This is a genomic window from Ruegeria sp. BB1, assembly GCF_056539465.1.
In genome coordinates this window covers 140,069-157,924 of record NZ_JBQFVB010000010.1, presented here as the reverse complement: position 1 = coordinate 157,924, position 17,856 = coordinate 140,069, and the positions used below count along the sequence as shown (strand labels likewise).

Sequence of the window (17,856 nt, the reverse complement as noted above, 5' to 3'; positions counted from 1 at the left end):
ACTGGAGATGCCAATTTTCGCACCGATTTCCTGAATCGGCTTCTTGTTCGCCTCACGGGCGATTTCGATGTCGGATTTGTAGCTCATTGGGTGCTGGGCTCCGTGCAAAGTAGGTTTAACGGACTCAAACCCGTCCGCATCTGCGACCGGGGAGGAATCGAATACTTTCTTTACGGTAAATAATTTTTCCCTTGGGTCAACCTTGGAAATGCGAGGACATGACCGAAAGGGTATTTGTTACCCAATGGGGTCACGGTTCACGCGTAACGTTTGCGCACCGCGCTAAGCCCCAACAACCAATCCTCAACGATGCGTAATTCCGGGAATGCTTTTTGCGTTGGGCTTTTAAGAAGATAATACCCAGACTGTGTTCGCACCGAGACGTCCTGAATTGGTCTGACCAACGCGCCGCTTTCAAGCAGTGGGTCGACAAGATGGGCCCAACCCAATGCGACCCCCAATCCATCGACTGCAGCTTGTATAGAGAGAGGATAGGTGTTGAAGGCCACAGCGCGCTCCATCAATGAGGTCGAAATATCATTGCCGTTGAACCACGTGTGCCATGTCATCCATTCCGCGTGACTACTGGTCACCTCAATCAGATCCAACTCTGGCAAAGCAGTTAAATCTGTCACCGTCGGATTACTATTGAGATACTCCGGGCTGCAGACCGGGAAAACAGTTTCCCCAAATAACAGCTGAGCATGATATCCAGGCCATTCCCCATCCCCGCGCAATATCGTCAAATCCATCGAATCTGAAAGGCACTCTGCATCACTGTCGGAAGACACCAACGAAATACGAATGCGATCATTAGATTTGTTGAATTTTCTTAGCTGTGGCATCAACCAGAGTGACGCAACCGAGTTAGTCGCAGAGATCGAGACCGTGTTGGCCTGATGTTTAGCCAGCATGTCACGGCTAACATCCCGCATCAGGTCCAGCGACTTTTCCACAGTTGCCAACAAAATCGCACCTTGCTGCGTCAGCGAGACCGAGCGATGACCTCTGACAAACAGCGGAACATCATAATGCTGCTCCAGCAGTCGCACCTTGCGGCTGATTGCCGTTTCCGAAATGTTGAGCACCTTGCTGGCCTGCGCAAAACTCTGCGCCTTCGCAGCCGCTTCAAATGCCAAAAGGTAATCGAGCGGTGGAAGGACCTTCCCGGTAATTGGCGCTTTCTTTGGCATCTGAAGGCGGTTTCCCAATCTGAAGATGATCGCAATCAAAAACATTTGCCCGTTTCGACTGGAAACCGATCAGGCAACTGACTGTTAAAATAGTGAAAAGTCAGATTTGCCTCAAGAATTTATAGGCAATGGCTCTCAAATTTCTGTTCTGCGTCTCGTGAAAACTTAGGCAGAATGAGAAAATTCGGGGCCGGAAGAGTCCGCAGATAAGAAATGTACGTCACTCAGGGAGCAAACATGAAACTCACAAACCTATTTTCTGCTGCAACCTTGGCAGCGGTAGCGGGCACCGGAGCGTTCGCCGAAGACAGCAGCGATCCGATCGTCATTCCAATTCACAACTGGTCCAGTCAGATCGTGATGTCTTACGTTACAGGTCAACTACTCGAAGAGATCGGTGACAACGTCGAATACGTCACAACAGACAGTCAGGCGGTCTACGAGTCGGTACGCTTGGGCGATGTCACACTTGAGATGGAAGTCTGGGAAGGTGCATTTGGCGCATCCTTCCGCGCCGCGCTGGAAAAGGGTGGTCTGCATGATGCAGGCGATCATGATGCAGTCACGCGCGAGGATTGGTGGTATCCGATGTGGACTAAGGAATCCTGCCCCGGCCTGCCTGATTGGCAAGCTTTAAACGACTGCGCACATCTTTTCGCAACAGCGGAAACCGGGGACAAAGGCCGGTATCTGGATGGACCCGTCGACTGGTTGAAGCACGGTAAGGAACGTGCCGAAGCGCTTGATTTGAATTTCACGGTTATCAATGCGGGTTCGGCTGCAGCCCTTTGGGCCGAGATCGGAGCGGCAGAGGCGGATAAGAAACCTGTTCTGGTCTTCAACTGGACACCCAACTTTGCCGAAGCTGTCTGGCCCGGTGAGTTTGTTGAATTTCCGGCCTGGGAAGATGGTTGCGACAAAGATCCATCCAAAGGTCCGAATCCCGATGCGTTGTATGATTGCGGAAACCCAGCCAGCGGTTACCTGAAAAAAGCCGCGTGGGATGGCATGAAAGATAAGTGGCCGGCTGCCTACTGCGTATTGACTGAAATTTCGTTCACCAACCCGCAAATCGCGGAAATGGCCAAGCTGGTCGATACAGACGAGCTGGAACCGGAAGAGGCAGCAGCCGAATGGCTGGACGCTAACCGCGCTGTTGTTGACCCCTGGATCAGCGCCTGCAGTTGATAAACCGGTCATTCGCGACGAAACTGGCGCGGCCTTGCCGATCTCGGTGAAGCAAGGCCGCGCCTAACAAGAAAGAAGGCAGCCATGTCCGCCACAGCGCCCGTCATCTCAGCTAAAAACGTCTGGAAACTGTTTGGAGCCTCTCCTGAGACCTATCTGAAATCTATGCCCGCGGGTCGCAGTTTCGACGAGATACGTGCGGACGGTTACATCGCCGGGGTCAAAGACGTCTCGATTGAAGTTGGCCGGGGTGAAATGCTGGTCATCATGGGGCTGTCCGGATCAGGTAAGTCTACTCTGGTACGGTGCTTTTCACGTCTTCATGACATTACCGGCGGCACGATTGAGGTTGACGGTCAGAACATCATGAGCCTGAGCGAGCGCGACCTGATCGAGTTGCGACGCAACAAGATGGGCATGGTGTTCCAGTCCTTCGGTCTGCTGCCGCATCGTACGGTTCTGGATAACGTGGCCTTCCCGCTGGAAATGCGCGGTCAGGATCGCCATGACCGACGCGAACGCGCATTGGAAGTAATCAAGCTGGTCGGCCTTGAGGGTCGTGAAGAATATTTCCCGCGCGAACTCAGCGGCGGGCAACAGCAACGGGTCGGCATCGCCCGGTCCCTGGCGATTGAGCCGGATATTTGGTTCCTGGATGAACCGTTCTCCGCCCTTGACCCTTTGATCCGACGTGAAATGCAGGATGAATTCCTACGGCTTCAAGAGATGCTGGGTAAAACCATCGTCTTTATTACTCATGATTTTGACGAAGCGCTGCGTTTGGCAGATCGGATCGCGATCATGCGCAATGGCGCGGTTGAACAGTGTGACACACCCGATCAAATCGTCATGAATCCTGCCACTGAATATGTGGCGAAATTTACCGAGGACATCGACAAAGCCCGCGTGGTGCATGCGAAAGGGCTGGCGAAACCGGTCAACGGGCACGCCTTGGAAGGAGCTCCGATCAATGGTGGCGCAACGATCCACGAACTTGCGCGAGTTCTGGTCAATGACAACCGCATCCTTTTGCCGGTTGCGGATGACAAAGGCGTTATCACCGGTGTCCTGGAACGCGACACCGCTCTGAATGTTCTGCTCGGAGCCGAATAATGGCGACGCTGTCCACTGATCTGACGGAGACATCGGGCAAGCCGTGGGGACGTACACGGGTACTTACCGCGCTGCTTGCAGTGGCGTTTGCACTGATCCTTGCCAAAGCCGCTGGTATTCTGCCTGAATGGCTGAACCGCATCCCCGAAGCGGCGATCCCGCCCACCGCACAAGTTCTGGATGCGATCTTCAACTTCATCCAGAATGACCTGGGCCTGATATACGTCACCCGCTTCATCGCGGAAGGTCCGCTTGAATTCCTGCTGGATACATCGGCCAACCTTTTGGAAGGCAAGCGTCGCTGGCCCTATCTGGGACCGATCCCATGGTCTGCGATTGCCGCCGTTGCCGCGGTTGTGGGTTATGCTGTCGGTGGATGGAAGTTGGCCGCTTTGGGCGCGGGCACCTTTATCTGGACCGCAGCAATCGGCCAGTGGAAGATCGCCATGCAAACAATGTCGGTGATCGTGGTTGCAGCACCCCTGGCGTTCCTGCTGGGGCTGGCTTTGGGTATTGCCGCATGGAAATACGGTTGGTTCGAGCGGGTCCTGAAGCCCATCCTGTCCATATTGCAAACCCTGCCCTTCTTTACCTACCTGCTGCCTGCGGTGATTTTCTTCAAGGTGGGTCCAACCGCCGGGGCCGTTGCAACGATTACATTCGCGATCCCGCCGATGATCCTGATGACAACGCTGGGGCTCAAGAAGGTTAGCCCCGAAGTGATCGAAGCGGGTCAGATGTCCGGCTGTACTCGCTGGCAGATGCTGCGCCATGTATACATTCCGGCAGCGCGCACCGAAATTCTGGTTGGCGTCAATCAGGTGATCATGCTGTGTCTGGCAATGGTCGTTCTGACCGCCTTTATCGGAATGCCGGGTCTTGGCGCTAAACTGTTGGCGATGATGGGGAGTTTCAAGCTCGGACGATCCTTCGAGATTGGCATCACTATCGTCCTTTTGGCCGTGACTTTGGACCGGATGTCCAAGGCCTGGGTGGTCAAGCAACCAGTTCACTTTGAACGCAACACGCCCTGGTGGAAGCGGCATCAAATCTCGCTGGTCGCACTGGGTCTGTTCATCGGGTTTATCCTGCTGTCGCAGCTGTTCCCGATCCTGGCTGAAGTTGGCCGCAAACAGCACCTGAGCCAAGGCAAGGAAATTGACGTGGTGATCAAGTCGTTCCTGGCGATCGACGCCATCAAGGGAACAACTGAATGGTTGCGCTGGTTCCTGAACGTCAAGGTTCTGATCCCGTTCCGGGACACGCTGCTGGCGATCCCGACCCCCGCCTTCATCCTAATAGTCGTTGCCTTTGCCTATTGGGTCGGCGGACGCCGCCCAGGTATCTATGCGGCAGTGTTTTTTACCATCGTCGCATTCTCGGGTTGGTGGGACCGGTCGGTGATCACTCTGTATACAGTTATCTCGGCTGTTGCGCTGGCCACACTGATCGGAATACCGCTGGGCGTAATCGCTGCCCGGTCCGAACGCTGGTCGAAAAGCATCCTTCTGGCCTGCGACACCGCGCAGACCTTCCCCAGCTTTATTTATCTTATCCCAGCGATCATGTTGTTCGGTGTCAATGACGTGGCGGTTGTGTTCTCGATCCTGATCTTCGCCGCCGTACCGCTGATCCGGTACACTATTATTGGCCTCAGCAGCGTCCCGCCGGAAATGACCGAAGCCGCCGACATGTCCGGCTCAACCCGTCGCCAAAAGCTGATGTCGGTACAGTTCCCACTGGCTCTGCCAACTATGGCGGTCGGGTTCAATCAGGCCATCATGTTCGCCTTTTTTATGGTCATCATCGCAGCCTTTATCGGCACGCAGGACCTTGGGCAAGAACTTCAGCGAACGCTGGCCGGAACCGAGTTGGGCAAAAACTTTGTCCTCGGCCTGAACGTGTCGCTGATGGCGCTGACCTTTGACATGGCGATCAGCAGCTGGGCGGAACAGCGTAAAAAGCGACTGGGGCTCGATTAAGATGGCACAACAGCAAAACATGCGTACTGTCGCCCGGTTCGACGATACCGGCTTTGTTAGAATGCACATGGACGGTCTGCTCGACGAACTGGTCTGGTGGAAGAATGTCAGCTTTGACGAAGTCACCGGGCAAGGGAGTTATCTGATGAAGATGGCCCCGGGAACGCGCTCGAATCCGCATATTCATCACGGTGCGGAAGAGTTCTTTGTCCTCGAAGGCGATCTGACTGATGACGACGGTTTCAGCTATCGCAGCGGTGACTTCGTCAGTTTGGCCGCCGGTTCCAGCCATTTTTCGCGCACCGAGGCGGGATGCCTTTTGGTGGTCACGCACCGCGGTGCAACCGAGTCCATTCAGGAAGGTGCATTATGAATGTGAAACCGGTTTTCGAAGTGCCTTACGAACGTAGCGGGGTTCTGGCCCCCGGTCTTCCGATTCTACCGCATGGAACGGAACGTCATCCCGTCCCTGGCGCAGGGTCGCGGGCGGTTTCGGTGTCCAAAGGCGACACGATCACATTGCTGGATCGCGATGGGATGCAACCCGCCGAGATGGTGTTCTTTGCCCCCGATCGAAGCTCGGACGCTGCCATGCTTGGCGCGCAGGGGCACGGGCGACCAGAGGGGCTGATTGCGACTCTGGCGAATGGCTCGGTTTCGGGCAAGAAAGTGCTACGCGCGTTAGAGGTTGCAGGTTTCGATATCGGACGCGGGGATGCGATCCGGGCTTTCTCGGATGGATCACGGCCCGGCGACATGGCGCATTTCGTGGCGGAATGCGACGGTCTTCTGATCGTCTCTGCTCCCGGCGAAGCGATGCGGCCCGAAGACAACAACCCGCCGACCGACATTATCCTGTACATTCAGCGTGCCGCTCCTGGCTTGGAAAAACCCGACGTGGGCCCGCCCGATCCTCTGGCCGACCCACTCAAGGATATCAACATTCAGCCTGGCAATGCCAAATCTTATGAGGTCAAAGCCGGGGAGTTCATCCAGATCGTGGATGTCAGGGGCCGCGAATGTTCAGACTTTCAGGCGTTCAGCCGACGTGCACTGGATCAGGGGATCGAACGCGAGATTGATCCCACCACGACACGTAGCCTGATGGGCAGTTTGTATCCGCAACCAGGCATATTCTCAAAGTACTGGTCGGTGGATCAAGAACCCCTGGTCGAGATCGTGCAGGATACGTGCGGCCGCCACGACACGTTCGGGCTGGCCTGTACAGCTCGGTATTATGAAGACTTGGGCTATCCTGGCCATGTCAATTGCTCGGAAAATATCAACAAAGATCTGGACCAGTATGCCATCCGGCCCCGCGCAGGCTGGCCTGCGATCAACTTCTTTTTCAACACGATGCTGGACGATGACAATGCCATCGGCATGGATGATCCGTGGTCGCGACCCGGAGATTTCGTGCTGCTGCGCGCGCTGACAGATCTTGTCTGCGTCAGTACCGGCTGCCCCTGCGACATTGACCCGGCCAATGGCTGGAATCCAACCGACATTCAGGTGCGAACTTACAGAGCGACCGAAGATTTCAAACGGTCCTATGGCTACAGAAAATCTGCGGAGGCGGATGTGGAAGAAACCAAGAAAACAGCATTTCACGACTGCTTTGCACGTCATACCCGTGATTTTGTCGAATACAACGGGTATTGGCTGCCCAATACGATGACCAATCATGGTGCGATCGCAGAATATTGGGCCTGTCGGGACAAAGTCGCCGTGATGGATCTGAGCCCACTGCGCAAATACGAGGTTGTTGGCCCGGATGCCGAAGAGCTGATGCAGCTTTGCGTGACCCGCAACATGAAGAAGCTGAGCGTCGGTCAAGTTGTCTATACGGCAATGTGCTATGAACATGGCGGCATGATCGACGATGGCACTGTCTATCGGCTGGGAGAGACCAACTTCCGATGGATCGGCGGCAACGACACCAGCGGATTGTGGCTGCAGGAACAAGCGCGCAAGCGTAACATGAATGTCTGGGTGCGAAACTCTACAGATCAGTTGCACAATATCGCGGTACAGGGGCGGCACAGCCGCGACATCCTCTCGCAGATATTCTGGACGCCACCCCAGCAGCCAACAATTGAAGAATTGCCTTGGTTCCGGCTTACCGTGGCCCGGGTCGGGGATGTGCGCGGAACCTCGGTCGTGATTTCCCGAACCGGATATTCCGGCGAGTTGGGATATGAAATATTCTGCCACCCCAATGATGCTGTCGAGATTTTCGACCGTGTATGGGAAGTTGGTCAGGATTATGGAATTGCCCCGCTTGGTCTTGCCGCCCTCGACATGTTGCGGATCGAAGGCGGCTTGATCTTTGCCGGGTCCGAATTTGACGACCAGACCGATCCGTTCGAGGCCGGGGTCGGTTTTACCGTCCCATTGAAATCTAAGACCGATGATTTCATCGGGCGCAGCGCAATTGAGGAACGCAAGGCTCACCCTCACCGCAAGCTGGTCGGGTTTGATATAGAAGGTGGAACAGTGCCTTCTCCGGGCGATTGTGTACGTGTCGGAAAAGCGCAGGTCGGCGAAATCACCAGCGCGATGAAGTCACCCATCTTAGGCAAGGTCATCGCCCTTGGGCGTGTTGCATCAACCCATGCGCTGGAGGGGCACGACATTGAGATCGGTCAACTGGATGGGCAGCAAAAGCGCCTTAAGGCAAAAATTGTTCCGTTCCCGCATTTTGATCCAACTAAAGAGCGCGTGAAAGGTGTTTACCCCAGTAAAAATGTCCCGGATGCGGCCGAATGAAAACTTGACTGCCAAACAAACGGCCAAAGTTGTGGCCGTTTGTTTTCTGGAGCTTGTCATCGCAACTTCACCAACAACTGGCTTCGCGGACAAATGTGACCGGGTTTCCGCGCTTGAAAACTATAATACCACGGGCGTTTCACCGAATGGAGCGATGTGCAAAACATTTGTCGGCCTGGACAATGTCCAAGGCGTTTCATGCCGATGGGAGTTTCCATTCCGGGACTCTGAAGCCATTCGCGCGTTTAACGACCTCTGGACTGAAGTAACACTTTGCAAAGAGGGAACTTGGACGCAAGACGACGGATCAGTCAACCACCCTGATAGTTACGTGCTGAGGGAGCTTTTCACTTCAGAAGGCTTTATTCGCGTTGCCCAAAAAGATAAGGGCCAAATCAATCGTACATTGGTGTTTTTGAGTCTCGAACATCACAATTGATGCAGTCGGTGTACATCGCCCACCAGCCACGGAAACCATCATCCCAATGGGTCAGAGGCCAACAATGCACTAACAATCAAACTGGACCAGTCAGATGAGGCTGCTCAGAAATCCACGCATTGTGCCACTCATTCTCTCAGCCGTCGCCGCTTAAGACTTGGTTGGGATAACCACCCGACCACTTAATCCTCCTAACGCGGCAGATTTTCCCAGGTCGAAGTGCGCACCGTATGCCTTGAGAAGATCAACCGCGATTGCCAGCCCCAGCCCGCTGCCTCTTACCGAAGTGTCAAGCCGTCCACCAGAGCGTAGCGCTTCGCGTATTGCGTCCTCTGGGATACCTGGGCCGTCATCTTCGATACAGATCTCGACACAGTCTTCGTGACGTTTTGCGGTCAGTTTTACTTTGCCACGACACCATTTGACTGCGTTATCCAGTAAGTTCCCAAGAACCTCTTCGATATCCTGCGTATCCATGCGCACCCAAAGCTCAGGATCGCTTTTGACTTCCAGTATTTTATCCTCTCTCTCAGCGATCGTAGTAAACAACCGTGCGAGACGTTCGACTGAGTGTGAAACGTCCGTACGCGAATGGGTCAACTCAGCCGTGTTTAGAGCCCGGATTCGCGCGAGTGACCGACCGAGTTGAGAGTCGATCCGATCTAAAGCTTCGTCAGCGATACCTGTGTCGACACCGGCCTGTGACATAGCCTGTAGTTCATTTCTCAGAATAGTGGCTGGCGTTTTCAGAGCATGTGCCAGATCAGCGGCTTGCCTGCGTGAGCCGGATACAATGTCCCGATTGCGATGCAAAAGCTGATTCAGATCATCGACCAAAGGGGCCACTTCGTCCGGGTAATCCGTGGGTGCCAGATTGTCATCCGTGTCCCAACGATGGGCGACATCCGCACGCAATTTACGAAGAGGACCCAGGATTGCGGACATCAGCATCAATGAACTTGCAACACCGATCAAGCCAACCAAACCAAACACCGGTAGAAGACTACGCTGTGCCGCCCGTCTTTCATTGACCAACTGCGCCTGGCTTTCCGCAACACTAATTCCCCAGACAGTTCCATCTTCGAAAGAAATTTTTTGGTATGCGCTGCGCAACGCTTCCCCCTCGGGGCCGGAAGTGTTCCAAAGGGTTGCATCTTCAGAGATGTCAGGTGGTTCAGCGATTGTTTCGTCAAACAAAGATGCCGACGTGTAAACCTCGCCGTTGCCGGTGGTAACCTGCCAGTATCTGCCGGAATATGGCGCGCTGTATGCCGGATCAAACATGAGATCACGCAGGGCATCCGGGTCTTGTGTCGTAACGCTCAACCCAACGACAAGCTGGGTGTGGCGATCTCGAAGCGTAGCGTCGAACCTGTTTGAAATTCGGGCATCGATAAACGAAAAAACAGCCAGAGTGCCCACGCCAACGGACAATGCCCCAGATGCAATCCCTCCAAGCAGTGCCCGTTGACGCAGCGACAACATCAAACTGAATCGATCATATATCCGCGACCCCGGACCGTTGTTATCAGGTCAGGTCCCAATTTGTTGCGCAGCCGGTTTATGAAAACCGCAATGGTATTCGAATCTCGGTCACCGTTATATTCGTAGATATGTTCCGAAAGTTCGGATCTGGGGATCAGGCGACCGGCGTTGTGGGCCAGGTAAGTAAGAACGGCTATCTCCTGGGCTGTTAAGTCGATCGGAACGCCATCAACAGTCACCCGCCCATTGCGTGTATCAAGAACGACATTGCCCATCTCGATAACAGGATTCAGCTGCCCACTCTGACGGCGCAAGATGGCGCGGACACGCGCGGCCAGCTCGGGCAAATGGAATGGTTTGGTCATGTAATCATCTGCACCGGCATCCAATCCGTCGACCCGTTCGCTCCAACCATCGCGTGCCGTCAGGATCAGAACCGGAGTTTTTATACCCGCGCTGCGCCAGTCGCGCAAAACCGAGATGCCATCTCGTTCCGGAAGCCCGAGATCGAGGATGATCATGTCATATGGTTCGGTAGTTCCCAGATGCTGAGCATCAACTCCGTTGTGGACAATATCGACCACGCGGCCTTCAGCATTCAGCAGCTTTTTGATCTGTTCGCAAAGGTGCGGTTCGTCTTCTGCGAGTAATACTCTCATACTTTTATCTATAGGCCTGCGACCGAAATTTTAACCACTATTTTTTGCCACCACCATTACCGTTGCCACCGGAGTTGCCGTTACCGTTGCCGCCGGAGTTGCCGTTACCGTTACCGCCGGAGTTGCCGTTACCGTTGCCACCGGAGTTACCGTTACCGTTGCCACCGGAGTTGCCGTTACCGTTGCCGCCAGAGTTGCCGTTGCCGTTGCCACCGGAGTTGCCATTACCGTTGCCACCGGAGTTGCCATTACCGTTGCCACCGGAATTGCCGTTACCGTTGCCGCCACTATTGTTGCTCTGATTGCCCTTACTGCTGGTCTGGCTTTGTGTGTTGGATTTGGCAGAATTGCCTGATGTGGACTTGGCTGCGTTTGAAATCTGGCGTCCGATATTAGAACGATTGGGTACAACGACACCGGTTTGAGCATTCACAATAACACTTATGATCTTCCCATTGGGTTTCTTTACGAGGATCCGATAGTAGACCTTGTCAGTCTGGAACGCGCGCGCATCGACCGGCGTTCCACCAAAGACTTTTTCAACGCCTTTTAGAACCCTCTTTAACCTGATGGTGCTGCCCGTCGTTGTCACTTTGCGCAATTCGGATTGCTTTAGTTCGCGCACAGCAGCATGCCCTTCCCCAACCTGGAGAAAGGCGAACAGACAAGCGATGATAAAAAGCTTTCTCATCCTCAGTACTCAATATCGCGTAATCGCGCCTCAATTCTACAGATTTTAAGATGAACTGGCGATGAACGGTCGGTTCGTCGCAGGTTCAACGATAATAGGCTTAAATTTGTCAGTTAGTTCCCGATTCCGACACGCGCACTCGTGCTGTCATGTTTCTACGCATTGCATCGTGTGCGGAAATTCGCATTCAACAAACGAGGACCGTCATGAAGATCAATACGACCGGCCTAATGAAAGCCTCTGCAATCGCAATCGCCTTGCTGGGATCCACGGCAATTGTTGGCGCATTCACGTTCCCTGATGCCGCCTATGCCAAGCAAGGCAAAGGAAACGGCGGTGGCAACGGTAATGGTGGTGGCAATGGCGGCAATGGAAATGGGGGCGACAAGGGCAACAGCGGTGGTAAAGGCCATGGCAACAGTGCGAGTAGCGGCAAAGATAAAAACAAGGGTAACGGGTCAGCCGCATCCACGAACGGAGCAAGCAAAGCGGCCGGAAAATCTGGTCACAAGTCAAAAGGCTCCGCAGGGGTCAATTCGAGGTCTTCTAAGAAGGGTCAATTCTCTCTGAAAGGCTTGCTTGGCGGTAATAAAAAGCAAACTGCAAAAAAAACGCAAAGGAAGGGAATTGGTGGCCTGTTCAAAGGTAGCAAGCCAGTAACCACCGCAAAACAAACAAAGACTACTTCGGTCAAGCGGTCCCTGCGCCCGCCAAGTAGAAAAGCAACGATTCTGGAAGATAGTACGCTTGCGCTTGAATCGCGCAATCTCGGCAAGCTAAACGGCGCCATTAACTCCAGCCCCAAAGCAAAGCTCGCGCATATTGCAAACGGTCAGTATAAGAAAGGTACCGGACCGGTCAGCCTTGCAGCGGGCCTTGCCGTTGCGGACACCGAATTCAATCACATCATGGGTGAAGACAACACGTTAAGCCCCAAAGACGTGAAAGAAATCAACGCAGCGCTAGATTACTTGGACGAAGCCCCTCTGTCATTGGAGGAAGCTGAGGATATCCTCGCCAATGAGGAAGCCAACCCTGGGACAACTGACCCTGAAGCTTTGGAAGACGCGCAAGCCGTTAAAGATGCGCACGACTTAACCACGGATGAAGATGGTAATCCGATTGATCGACCTACGGAAGATCAGTTGGCGGCCGCAGAAGCCGTGCATCAGGCAGAAGACAACCTTTTGGATCACCACAAGGGCGGGTTTTCAGAAGATGACGCCATCGCAACGCAACAGCAGGACAATGTTCTCGACGCTGTACGAGCCTCTAATCCTGACGAGGAAGCCGTCAAAACCGCGCTTGGCAGTTCGTATGACGAAGACAAGTATGATGACGACGATCACGATGAGGATGAAGCCAATACAGATCCGGTCGATGACGGTCAGACGCCTGAGGGAGAACAAGTGGAAGAACTTGTTAGCAACGGCTAAGTATTCTGCCAACGAGACTCCGGGCGACGCTTTTGCCTTGCATTCGTCTAACATGAACCAGAAAAAGTACCTTAATTTTGAACCTTAGCTTAACACAGCAAAAAAGCCCGCTCGGATTGGAGCGGGCTTTTGCATTTGTGTTTTCCCGGGTAGGACGTTTCCCGCGAAAACTGCGGACGTCAAGATGTAGGGTCAGACGTCCTTCTTGCTCTTTCAAGCTGCTCATTCCTTGCGATAGCTTTCAGAGCAATTTCGACAGGCGGGAAACGCCCGCTTCTGGATTTCGTGCTGTTAGACAAGTGTTTGCGCGCGGTGGAACGTGGTGGTTCCAAGTGTACAGGAACCTGATCCATAGCGCTTTCAGTGGCAGACTTAATCATGCAGTTCCCCTTCCAGGGAGCCAAGTACCCATAACTGTCTCGGCTCGGTGGAAGGAGTATGCGCGATGCCTGTTGAACACCACGAGAACACATTGTTCACCTTTGGTTAAAGTTGTCGCCGGAACGTAAACAATGTGTTGAATTGCTCTTCGCCGCTTGTAACCAAACTATAAATTTGGGTTGCTCTAAATATTATTCGAATAACATCAGCCATGCTTGGCTTTGTGCCATAGCTTAGCCGTCGATCAGACCAAAGGGTGTCTTGCTCGGTTTTATGGCTAACGAGGCGCGTTGCAGAACTGGCATTCCATTGCTGTCAACCGAAGTTAGCTGTTTCAGCGTCTCTGGGCCTGCGGCCTGCTTGAATTTTTCGATTTAACAAGTGCAACAGTTCGACTTGATTAGAGGCACCCGTCTTCGAAAATACCGAGCTTAGGTGCGAACGAACAGTCGTTGGGCAGACAGTCAGGGCTTCTGAAACCTTTTTAACTGTCATTCCTTCCTTCAGCATAGCGCAAACCCGAAACTCGCACCGGCTGAGCCCTGCTGGATTTTGAGGGCCCAGGATTGGAACATGCTCGGTATCCGAAACTTTTTTCAGATTATGATTACGACCCTTCTCCAGATACGAGGAGATTGAACCAGGCGTTCGCTTGCACCAACCTGACGCCAGTGTCGGTGCCAACATGGCTAGTAGGTCCAGATCATATTGGGCAGGTTCATGCCTGAAATGCAGCTCGATGTGATCCACATGCCCGCCGGTTGTATCAAGCGGAACCACGATCACCTCGCCCAGCGCCTTTAAATTGCCCTCAAAATGACGAAGCGTTGCTGTGTTGCCCGCAACCAACGCGTCTGACAACGTCCAAATTGAGCCCACCCGAGCCGTCAGAAAACTTTCACCCAGAACCCGTTCCACCAGAGTTTGAGGTTGAGAGGGCCAAACCTTTCCTTCCTCGCTGCAACACCGGGCAATATATTTTACTTTTCGTTCCACCTTAAGTGTACGTGCAATTAATGCGGCATCCGCATTAACCAACTTTATTAGCTTATATAAAACCTGCGGAATGGAGTTTTTGCTCGTTAAAGCATGCGTCCATTCCATAACAAAATTGAAACTATTTTGCGCCTGGGCGCTCTTGGAGAAAATGATACTCATTACCCTACTAACCAAAACAACAAACGTTGCGAGGCAGAACTTTCTGCCGCGGCCCCACCGCAATTACAAACTTGTTCGGGGTTCATGGGTCCAGCAACTGATTTTAAGGCCATGCCTATAGGGCAAAAAAGAGCGAGCAGCTTCCAATACTTTCATAACTATTTGTAATTATGACGTAAAACCTAGATACCGAAAAACAAATTCCCTACACTTGGATGCCTCAAAGGAAAGATATAGCGACGAGTATTATTGAGCCTTCCAGCCACAGTTGCACATCGAATCGCCGCATTGTTTCCAGATTGACTGATTCGATTGAAGATTAAAGCCTTGTTAATGCAATGTTTATTTTAATCTCTTTTAGGAAGTTTAAATGATAAATAAATCATCTATTACGTGTATTTTTCCTATTTTTTGCGGAAGGCGGAAGTTTTCATCACCGCTACCGTTATTTCAGAGCCAATGCGAAATGCCTGGCTTGCGCTGCGACAAATGCAGCGTGGATTTCAATTTAACCTTTCGGGGGAAACATGACCAAATTTATGAAGAAGTTTGTCAAAGAAGAAAGCGGCGCGGCAATTGTTGAATATGGCCTTGCCCTTTTGGTTGTCGCGTCAATTGCGGTTGGTGCGTTTTCGTATCTTGGAACCACCACTAACACGAACGTAACGGGTGCTTGCGCAGCTCTGGGTAGCGCGACCTGCTGAACCATTGGTTCCTTGCGATTTGCAAACCACAACAACATTCTGCGCCGTCCCATCCGTGTAGCGGCGCAGAATACACCGCCGGGATTTTCGAAACCTAACCACTGACATTTCGAAATTTTTGAGCGTAACTTTTGGAGACAGAGATGCGTATCAGACCAGTTATTACCACATTATTTGGAATTGCGATTGCTTCAGGCTCTGTGTTCCTGGCGAAGGATTACATCCAATTTAACACGACTGCACCCAGTGCCACGACGAACGCCGATCTCGTTGAGATCTACGTTGCGCGCTCAGAAATCGCATTTGGTCAAACAATAGAAAATCATCACGTCACAACTCATCTCTGGCCACGCGAAGCGCTACCTGCCGGGGTTTTCACCGAGTTAGGCGTACTTGTTCCGGATAATCGCCAACAGCTGCGTCGCGCTAAGGGGCGGTTCTATCCCGGTGAAGTCATGCTTATTTCGAAAGTTTCGAATTTTGGCGAAAAGGTCACGCTGGTTCAAAAGCTGGGTGAAAACACGCGCGCCATGGCGATCGAAGTGGACGCCGTGACCGCGGTCGGCGGATTTGTCACTCCGGGTGATTGGGTAGACATCGTTTTGACACAAGGTGCGAAAATGGATTTGCGCGCTGTGACCATTTTACAGAATATCCGCGTTATTGGTGTGGATCAGCAATCCGAAGAACTGAGTGATCAGCCCGAAATTGCCCGTACGATCACAGTAGAAGTGACCCCTCAGCAAGGTCAGCGCCTGGCTTTGGCCCAAAAGGCCGGCACCCTGAGCCTCACCCTCAGAACGTTGGACGGTGTCGAGGATGAACCGATGGAAATGGTCCGCCTGCGCGATCTTCTGCAAGAGGAAGGTCCGGTTGAAAAAGTCGAAGCGCAACCGACAATCATTGTAAACCGCGGCACCGAAACCGAAGTTGAAGTTATACAGAGAAGCTCTCGTGGAGCCGACGACGCGACAGAAGTGGAAGCCGTTCCAAATGCAGAGTCCCGCGATCAAACGGACGCCCAGTCGACACCGGCAACCATCAACTCTGGCACCAAGCCGAAAGCCCGCTCGCTCAAAGTCAGCCAGAACACTGCACAGTAAGGCTGCGTCATGCGTCGGACAACGAACATATCATTCTTTGCACAGGACGAGCGCGGCACGGTCGCTATTCTCTGGGGTACAGCATTTGTCGCATTTCTCGGGTTCTTTGCAATCACGATGGATGTAGGCCGAATGAACTCGACCCATGCAGAGCTTCAGTCCTTCGCGGACCACGTAGCCTTGGCAGCCGCTGGTGAGTTGGACGGACAACCCGACGCCATCACCCGCGCAACCAATGCAGCGGCCAACTTGATCAGTGACAGCCAGACATTTGCCAATGGGTCCGCCACGCTTTCGGGTTCATCGGATTATACGCTTTCGTTTCATTCCGCCCTGCCGGTTTCGGACCTCACGCCGTTGGGCGCAGACTTCACGACCAACCCAAGAGAAGCCAAGTTTGCTCAGGTCGTGCTAACGCCCAAATCCCTTAGCATGAACCTTGCTTCTGCTTTGGACCGGATGCTTGGCGGAAGCGGCATATCGGCCAGCGTTTCGGCCGAGGCCGTCGCCGGTTACTCCAAAGCGGCCTGCGATATCTCACCTTTAATGTTCTGCTTACCGCCGGATTGGGAGAATACCCTGACCGTTGGTGATCAAATCTTACTGCGCAGCGGTGGCAACGGAACCGCCTGGGGACCGGGCAACTTCGGGTTTATCGACCTAGCAACATTTGAAGATGCCTCCGGCGTATGTGCGGATGAAGGCGGGAACAAACTCGCCTGCCTCATCGCGGCGCAAAGCCAGATCACGCAATGCGTCCTCACCAATGGTTTGGATACCGAACCTGGCCAGAAGGTCGGAATCACCAATGCGGCGTTCAATGTCCGCTTTGATATTTTCCGTAGCGTACTTAACGGGGAGAAAAACAATCCGGACTTTGCACCGGCTCCAAACGTCATCAAAGGGATACAGAAAAAGGGTGGTGGTTCCTGCATTCAGGGTAACGAAGAAGTCACGCCTGATACGATCGCACTTGGTCGCGACACTTGCATGGCAGCAGGTACGTGCGGTGGTAACAACCGGTTCGGAGACGGTGTCTGGGATCGCCAAGGGTATCTTAACCGGAACCATGACCTTGCAGATGGTATCGCAGACGGAATTGGCAGCGATGCTCACCTCCCGGCTCTTAGCGTAACGGATAGCGTGTTCGCTGGCACAAGATACGGAATGTATCTGCGGGAAATCGAGTACGGCAACAGCAACCCACATTCACCACCGAACGCAAACTCGATCCTGGACCCTTCGCTTGCCGAAACCGGTCGCCCGATGTGTTCGAACCAAATGTCGACTAACCCAGCGCGTCGCGTCGTGACCGCAGCAGGCATTGATTGCGCTCAAAACCCGGTTTCCGGCTCGACCACAGGCGTTCCGGTCACAAAATTTGTTGCCGTCTTCCTGACCGAACCGGTGGGGGATGACGGTAGTTCACCGCCGAGTTTTGACATCCATGGCGAGATTGTCGGCTTTCCTGACGTTTCAGGCGTCGGCAGCGGCGGCAATGGGTTCGGCGGTATCTTTCGCGACCTAGTGCAACTGTATCGGTGATGGGACGCAG

The 17,856-nt window shown here is 53.4% G+C and carries 16 protein-coding genes; 11 read left to right on the top strand and 5 right to left on the bottom strand.

All coding sequences use genetic code 11. From position 1 onward, the window contains the following. Positions 1-183, top strand: a 183-nt coding sequence (locus ACR0AL_RS18510; protein WP_480664196.1) for a hypothetical protein, incomplete at its 5' end; no start/stop codon positions are given. 74 nt (positions 184-257) lie between these two features. On the opposite strand, the gene ACR0AL_RS18505 is transcribed toward ACR0AL_RS18510, so the two are convergent. Beyond that, the gene (locus ACR0AL_RS18505) at positions 258-1,238 is read right to left on the bottom strand and encodes a LysR substrate-binding domain-containing protein (protein WP_480638857.1); all 981 of its coding nucleotides are present in this window, start codon (positions 1,236-1,238) and stop codon (positions 258-260) included. 192 nt (positions 1,239-1,430) lie between these two features. On the opposite strand from ACR0AL_RS18505, the gene ACR0AL_RS18500 reads away from it, so the two are divergent. From ACR0AL_RS18500 to ACR0AL_RS18475, 6 genes are all read left to right on the top strand, one after another. Then, complete coding sequence (locus ACR0AL_RS18500; protein WP_170351497.1) at positions 1,431-2,381, top strand: ABC transporter substrate-binding protein; 951 nt, start codon at positions 1,431-1,433, stop codon at positions 2,379-2,381. Between the two features lie 84 nt (positions 2,382-2,465). Continuing rightward, the gene (locus ACR0AL_RS18495; RefSeq protein WP_170351499.1) at positions 2,466-3,494 is read left to right on the top strand and encodes a quaternary amine ABC transporter ATP-binding protein; all 1,029 of its coding nucleotides are present in this window, start codon (positions 2,466-2,468) and stop codon (positions 3,492-3,494) included. Then, the gene (locus ACR0AL_RS18490) at positions 3,494-5,476 is read left to right on the top strand and encodes an ABC transporter permease (RefSeq protein ID WP_480664187.1); all 1,983 of its coding nucleotides are present in this window, start codon (positions 3,494-3,496) and stop codon (positions 5,474-5,476) included. The genes ACR0AL_RS18495 and ACR0AL_RS18490 overlap by 1 nt, the downstream gene beginning before the upstream one ends. A 19-nt stretch (positions 5,477-5,495) precedes the next feature. Further along, the gene (locus ACR0AL_RS18485) at positions 5,496-5,849 is read left to right on the top strand and encodes a cupin domain-containing protein (RefSeq protein ID WP_480664186.1); all 354 of its coding nucleotides are present in this window, start codon (positions 5,496-5,498) and stop codon (positions 5,847-5,849) included. Continuing rightward, the gene (locus tag ACR0AL_RS18480) at positions 5,846-8,245 is read left to right on the top strand and encodes a trimethylamine N-oxide demethylase (protein ID WP_480664184.1); all 2,400 of its coding nucleotides are present in this window, start codon (positions 5,846-5,848) and stop codon (positions 8,243-8,245) included. The genes ACR0AL_RS18485 and ACR0AL_RS18480 overlap by 4 nt, the downstream gene beginning before the upstream one ends. A 4-nt stretch (positions 8,246-8,249) precedes the next feature. Then, positions 8,250-8,684 (top strand): hypothetical protein, encoded by a 435-nt coding sequence (locus ACR0AL_RS18475; protein ID WP_170351506.1) that lies wholly within the window; start codon positions 8,250-8,252, stop codon positions 8,682-8,684. Between the two features lie 150 nt (positions 8,685-8,834). Here ACR0AL_RS18475 and ACR0AL_RS18470 read toward each other — a convergent pair whose 3' ends face one another. From ACR0AL_RS18470 to ACR0AL_RS18460, 3 genes are read right to left on the bottom strand one after another with little or no spacing between them, the layout of a single operon-like run. Further along, on the bottom strand, positions 8,835-10,169 hold the full coding sequence (locus ACR0AL_RS18470; RefSeq protein WP_170351508.1) for a sensor histidine kinase: 1,335 nt from the start codon (positions 10,167-10,169) through the stop codon (positions 8,835-8,837). Continuing rightward, positions 10,169-10,828, bottom strand: coding sequence for a response regulator (locus tag ACR0AL_RS18465; protein WP_170351510.1), 660 nt, complete (start codon positions 10,826-10,828; stop codon positions 10,169-10,171). Before ACR0AL_RS18465 ends, ACR0AL_RS18470 begins: the two co-directional genes overlap by 1 nt. A gap of 37 nt (positions 10,829-10,865) precedes the next feature. Then, entirely contained in the window at positions 10,866-11,519 is a 654-nt protein-coding gene (locus ACR0AL_RS18460; RefSeq protein WP_217360551.1) for a PepSY domain-containing protein, read from the bottom strand. A 206-nt stretch (positions 11,520-11,725) separates the two neighbouring features. Between ACR0AL_RS18460 and ACR0AL_RS18455 the strand changes: the two genes are divergently transcribed. Further along, entirely contained in the window at positions 11,726-12,955 is a 1,230-nt protein-coding gene (locus tag ACR0AL_RS18455) for a hypothetical protein (RefSeq protein ID WP_170351495.1), read from the top strand. Between the two features lie 696 nt (positions 12,956-13,651). Here the strand turns inward: ACR0AL_RS18455 and ACR0AL_RS18450 are convergent. Continuing rightward, entirely contained in the window at positions 13,652-14,494 is an 843-nt protein-coding gene (locus ACR0AL_RS18450) for a helix-turn-helix transcriptional regulator (protein ID WP_480664182.1), read from the bottom strand. Positions 14,495-15,021: 527 nt separating this feature from the next. Here ACR0AL_RS18450 and ACR0AL_RS18445 point away from each other — a divergent pair. The 3 genes from ACR0AL_RS18445 to ACR0AL_RS18435 all read left to right on the top strand — a co-directional run bounded on the left by ACR0AL_RS18445 (position 15,022) and on the right by ACR0AL_RS18435 (position 17,846). Beyond that, the gene (locus ACR0AL_RS18445; RefSeq protein WP_145975006.1) at positions 15,022-15,198 is read left to right on the top strand and encodes a Flp family type IVb pilin; all 177 of its coding nucleotides are present in this window, start codon (positions 15,022-15,024) and stop codon (positions 15,196-15,198) included. A gap of 143 nt (positions 15,199-15,341) precedes the next feature. Then, on the top strand, positions 15,342-16,301 hold the full coding sequence (gene cpaB, locus ACR0AL_RS18440) for a Flp pilus assembly protein CpaB (RefSeq protein ID WP_480664180.1): 960 nt from the start codon (positions 15,342-15,344) through the stop codon (positions 16,299-16,301). Positions 16,302-16,310: 9 nt separating this feature from the next. Beyond that, the gene (locus ACR0AL_RS18435) at positions 16,311-17,846 is read left to right on the top strand and encodes a TadE/TadG family type IV pilus assembly protein (protein WP_480664178.1); all 1,536 of its coding nucleotides are present in this window, start codon (positions 16,311-16,313) and stop codon (positions 17,844-17,846) included. Positions 17,847-17,856 lie beyond the last annotated feature (10 nt).

Bases quoted from the DNA above. Each gene is read 5' to 3' on its own strand.
- ACR0AL_RS18505 (WP_480638857.1), bottom strand. From the start codon at position 1,238: ATGTTTTTGATTGCGATCATCTTCAGATTGGGAAACCGCCTTCAGATG.
- ACR0AL_RS18500 (WP_170351497.1), top strand. From the start codon at position 1,431: ATGAAACTCACAAACCTATTTTCTGCTGCAACCTTGGCAGCGGTAGCG.
- ACR0AL_RS18495 (WP_170351499.1), top strand. From the start codon at position 2,466: ATGTCCGCCACAGCGCCCGTCATCTCAGCTAAAAACGTCTGGAAACTG.
- ACR0AL_RS18490 (WP_480664187.1), top strand. From the start codon at position 3,494: ATGGCGACGCTGTCCACTGATCTGACGGAGACATCGGGCAAGCCGTGG.
- ACR0AL_RS18485 (WP_480664186.1), top strand. From the start codon at position 5,496: ATGCGTACTGTCGCCCGGTTCGACGATACCGGCTTTGTTAGAATGCAC.
- ACR0AL_RS18480 (WP_480664184.1), top strand. From the start codon at position 5,846: ATGAATGTGAAACCGGTTTTCGAAGTGCCTTACGAACGTAGCGGGGTT.
- ACR0AL_RS18470 (WP_170351508.1), bottom strand. From the start codon at position 10,169: ATGTTGTCGCTGCGTCAACGGGCACTGCTTGGAGGGATTGCATCTGGG.
- ACR0AL_RS18465 (WP_170351510.1), bottom strand. From the start codon at position 10,828: ATGAGAGTATTACTCGCAGAAGACGAACCGCACCTTTGCGAACAGATC.
- ACR0AL_RS18460 (WP_217360551.1), bottom strand. From the start codon at position 11,519: ATGAGAAAGCTTTTTATCATCGCTTGTCTGTTCGCCTTTCTCCAGGTT.
- ACR0AL_RS18455 (WP_170351495.1), top strand. From the start codon at position 11,726: ATGAAGATCAATACGACCGGCCTAATGAAAGCCTCTGCAATCGCAATC.
- ACR0AL_RS18450 (WP_480664182.1), bottom strand. From the start codon at position 14,494: ATGAGTATCATTTTCTCCAAGAGCGCCCAGGCGCAAAATAGTTTCAAT.
- ACR0AL_RS18445 (WP_145975006.1), top strand. From the start codon at position 15,022: ATGACCAAATTTATGAAGAAGTTTGTCAAAGAAGAAAGCGGCGCGGCA.
- cpaB (WP_480664180.1), top strand. From the start codon at position 15,342: ATGCGTATCAGACCAGTTATTACCACATTATTTGGAATTGCGATTGCT.
- ACR0AL_RS18435 (WP_480664178.1), top strand. From the start codon at position 16,311: ATGCGTCGGACAACGAACATATCATTCTTTGCACAGGACGAGCGCGGC.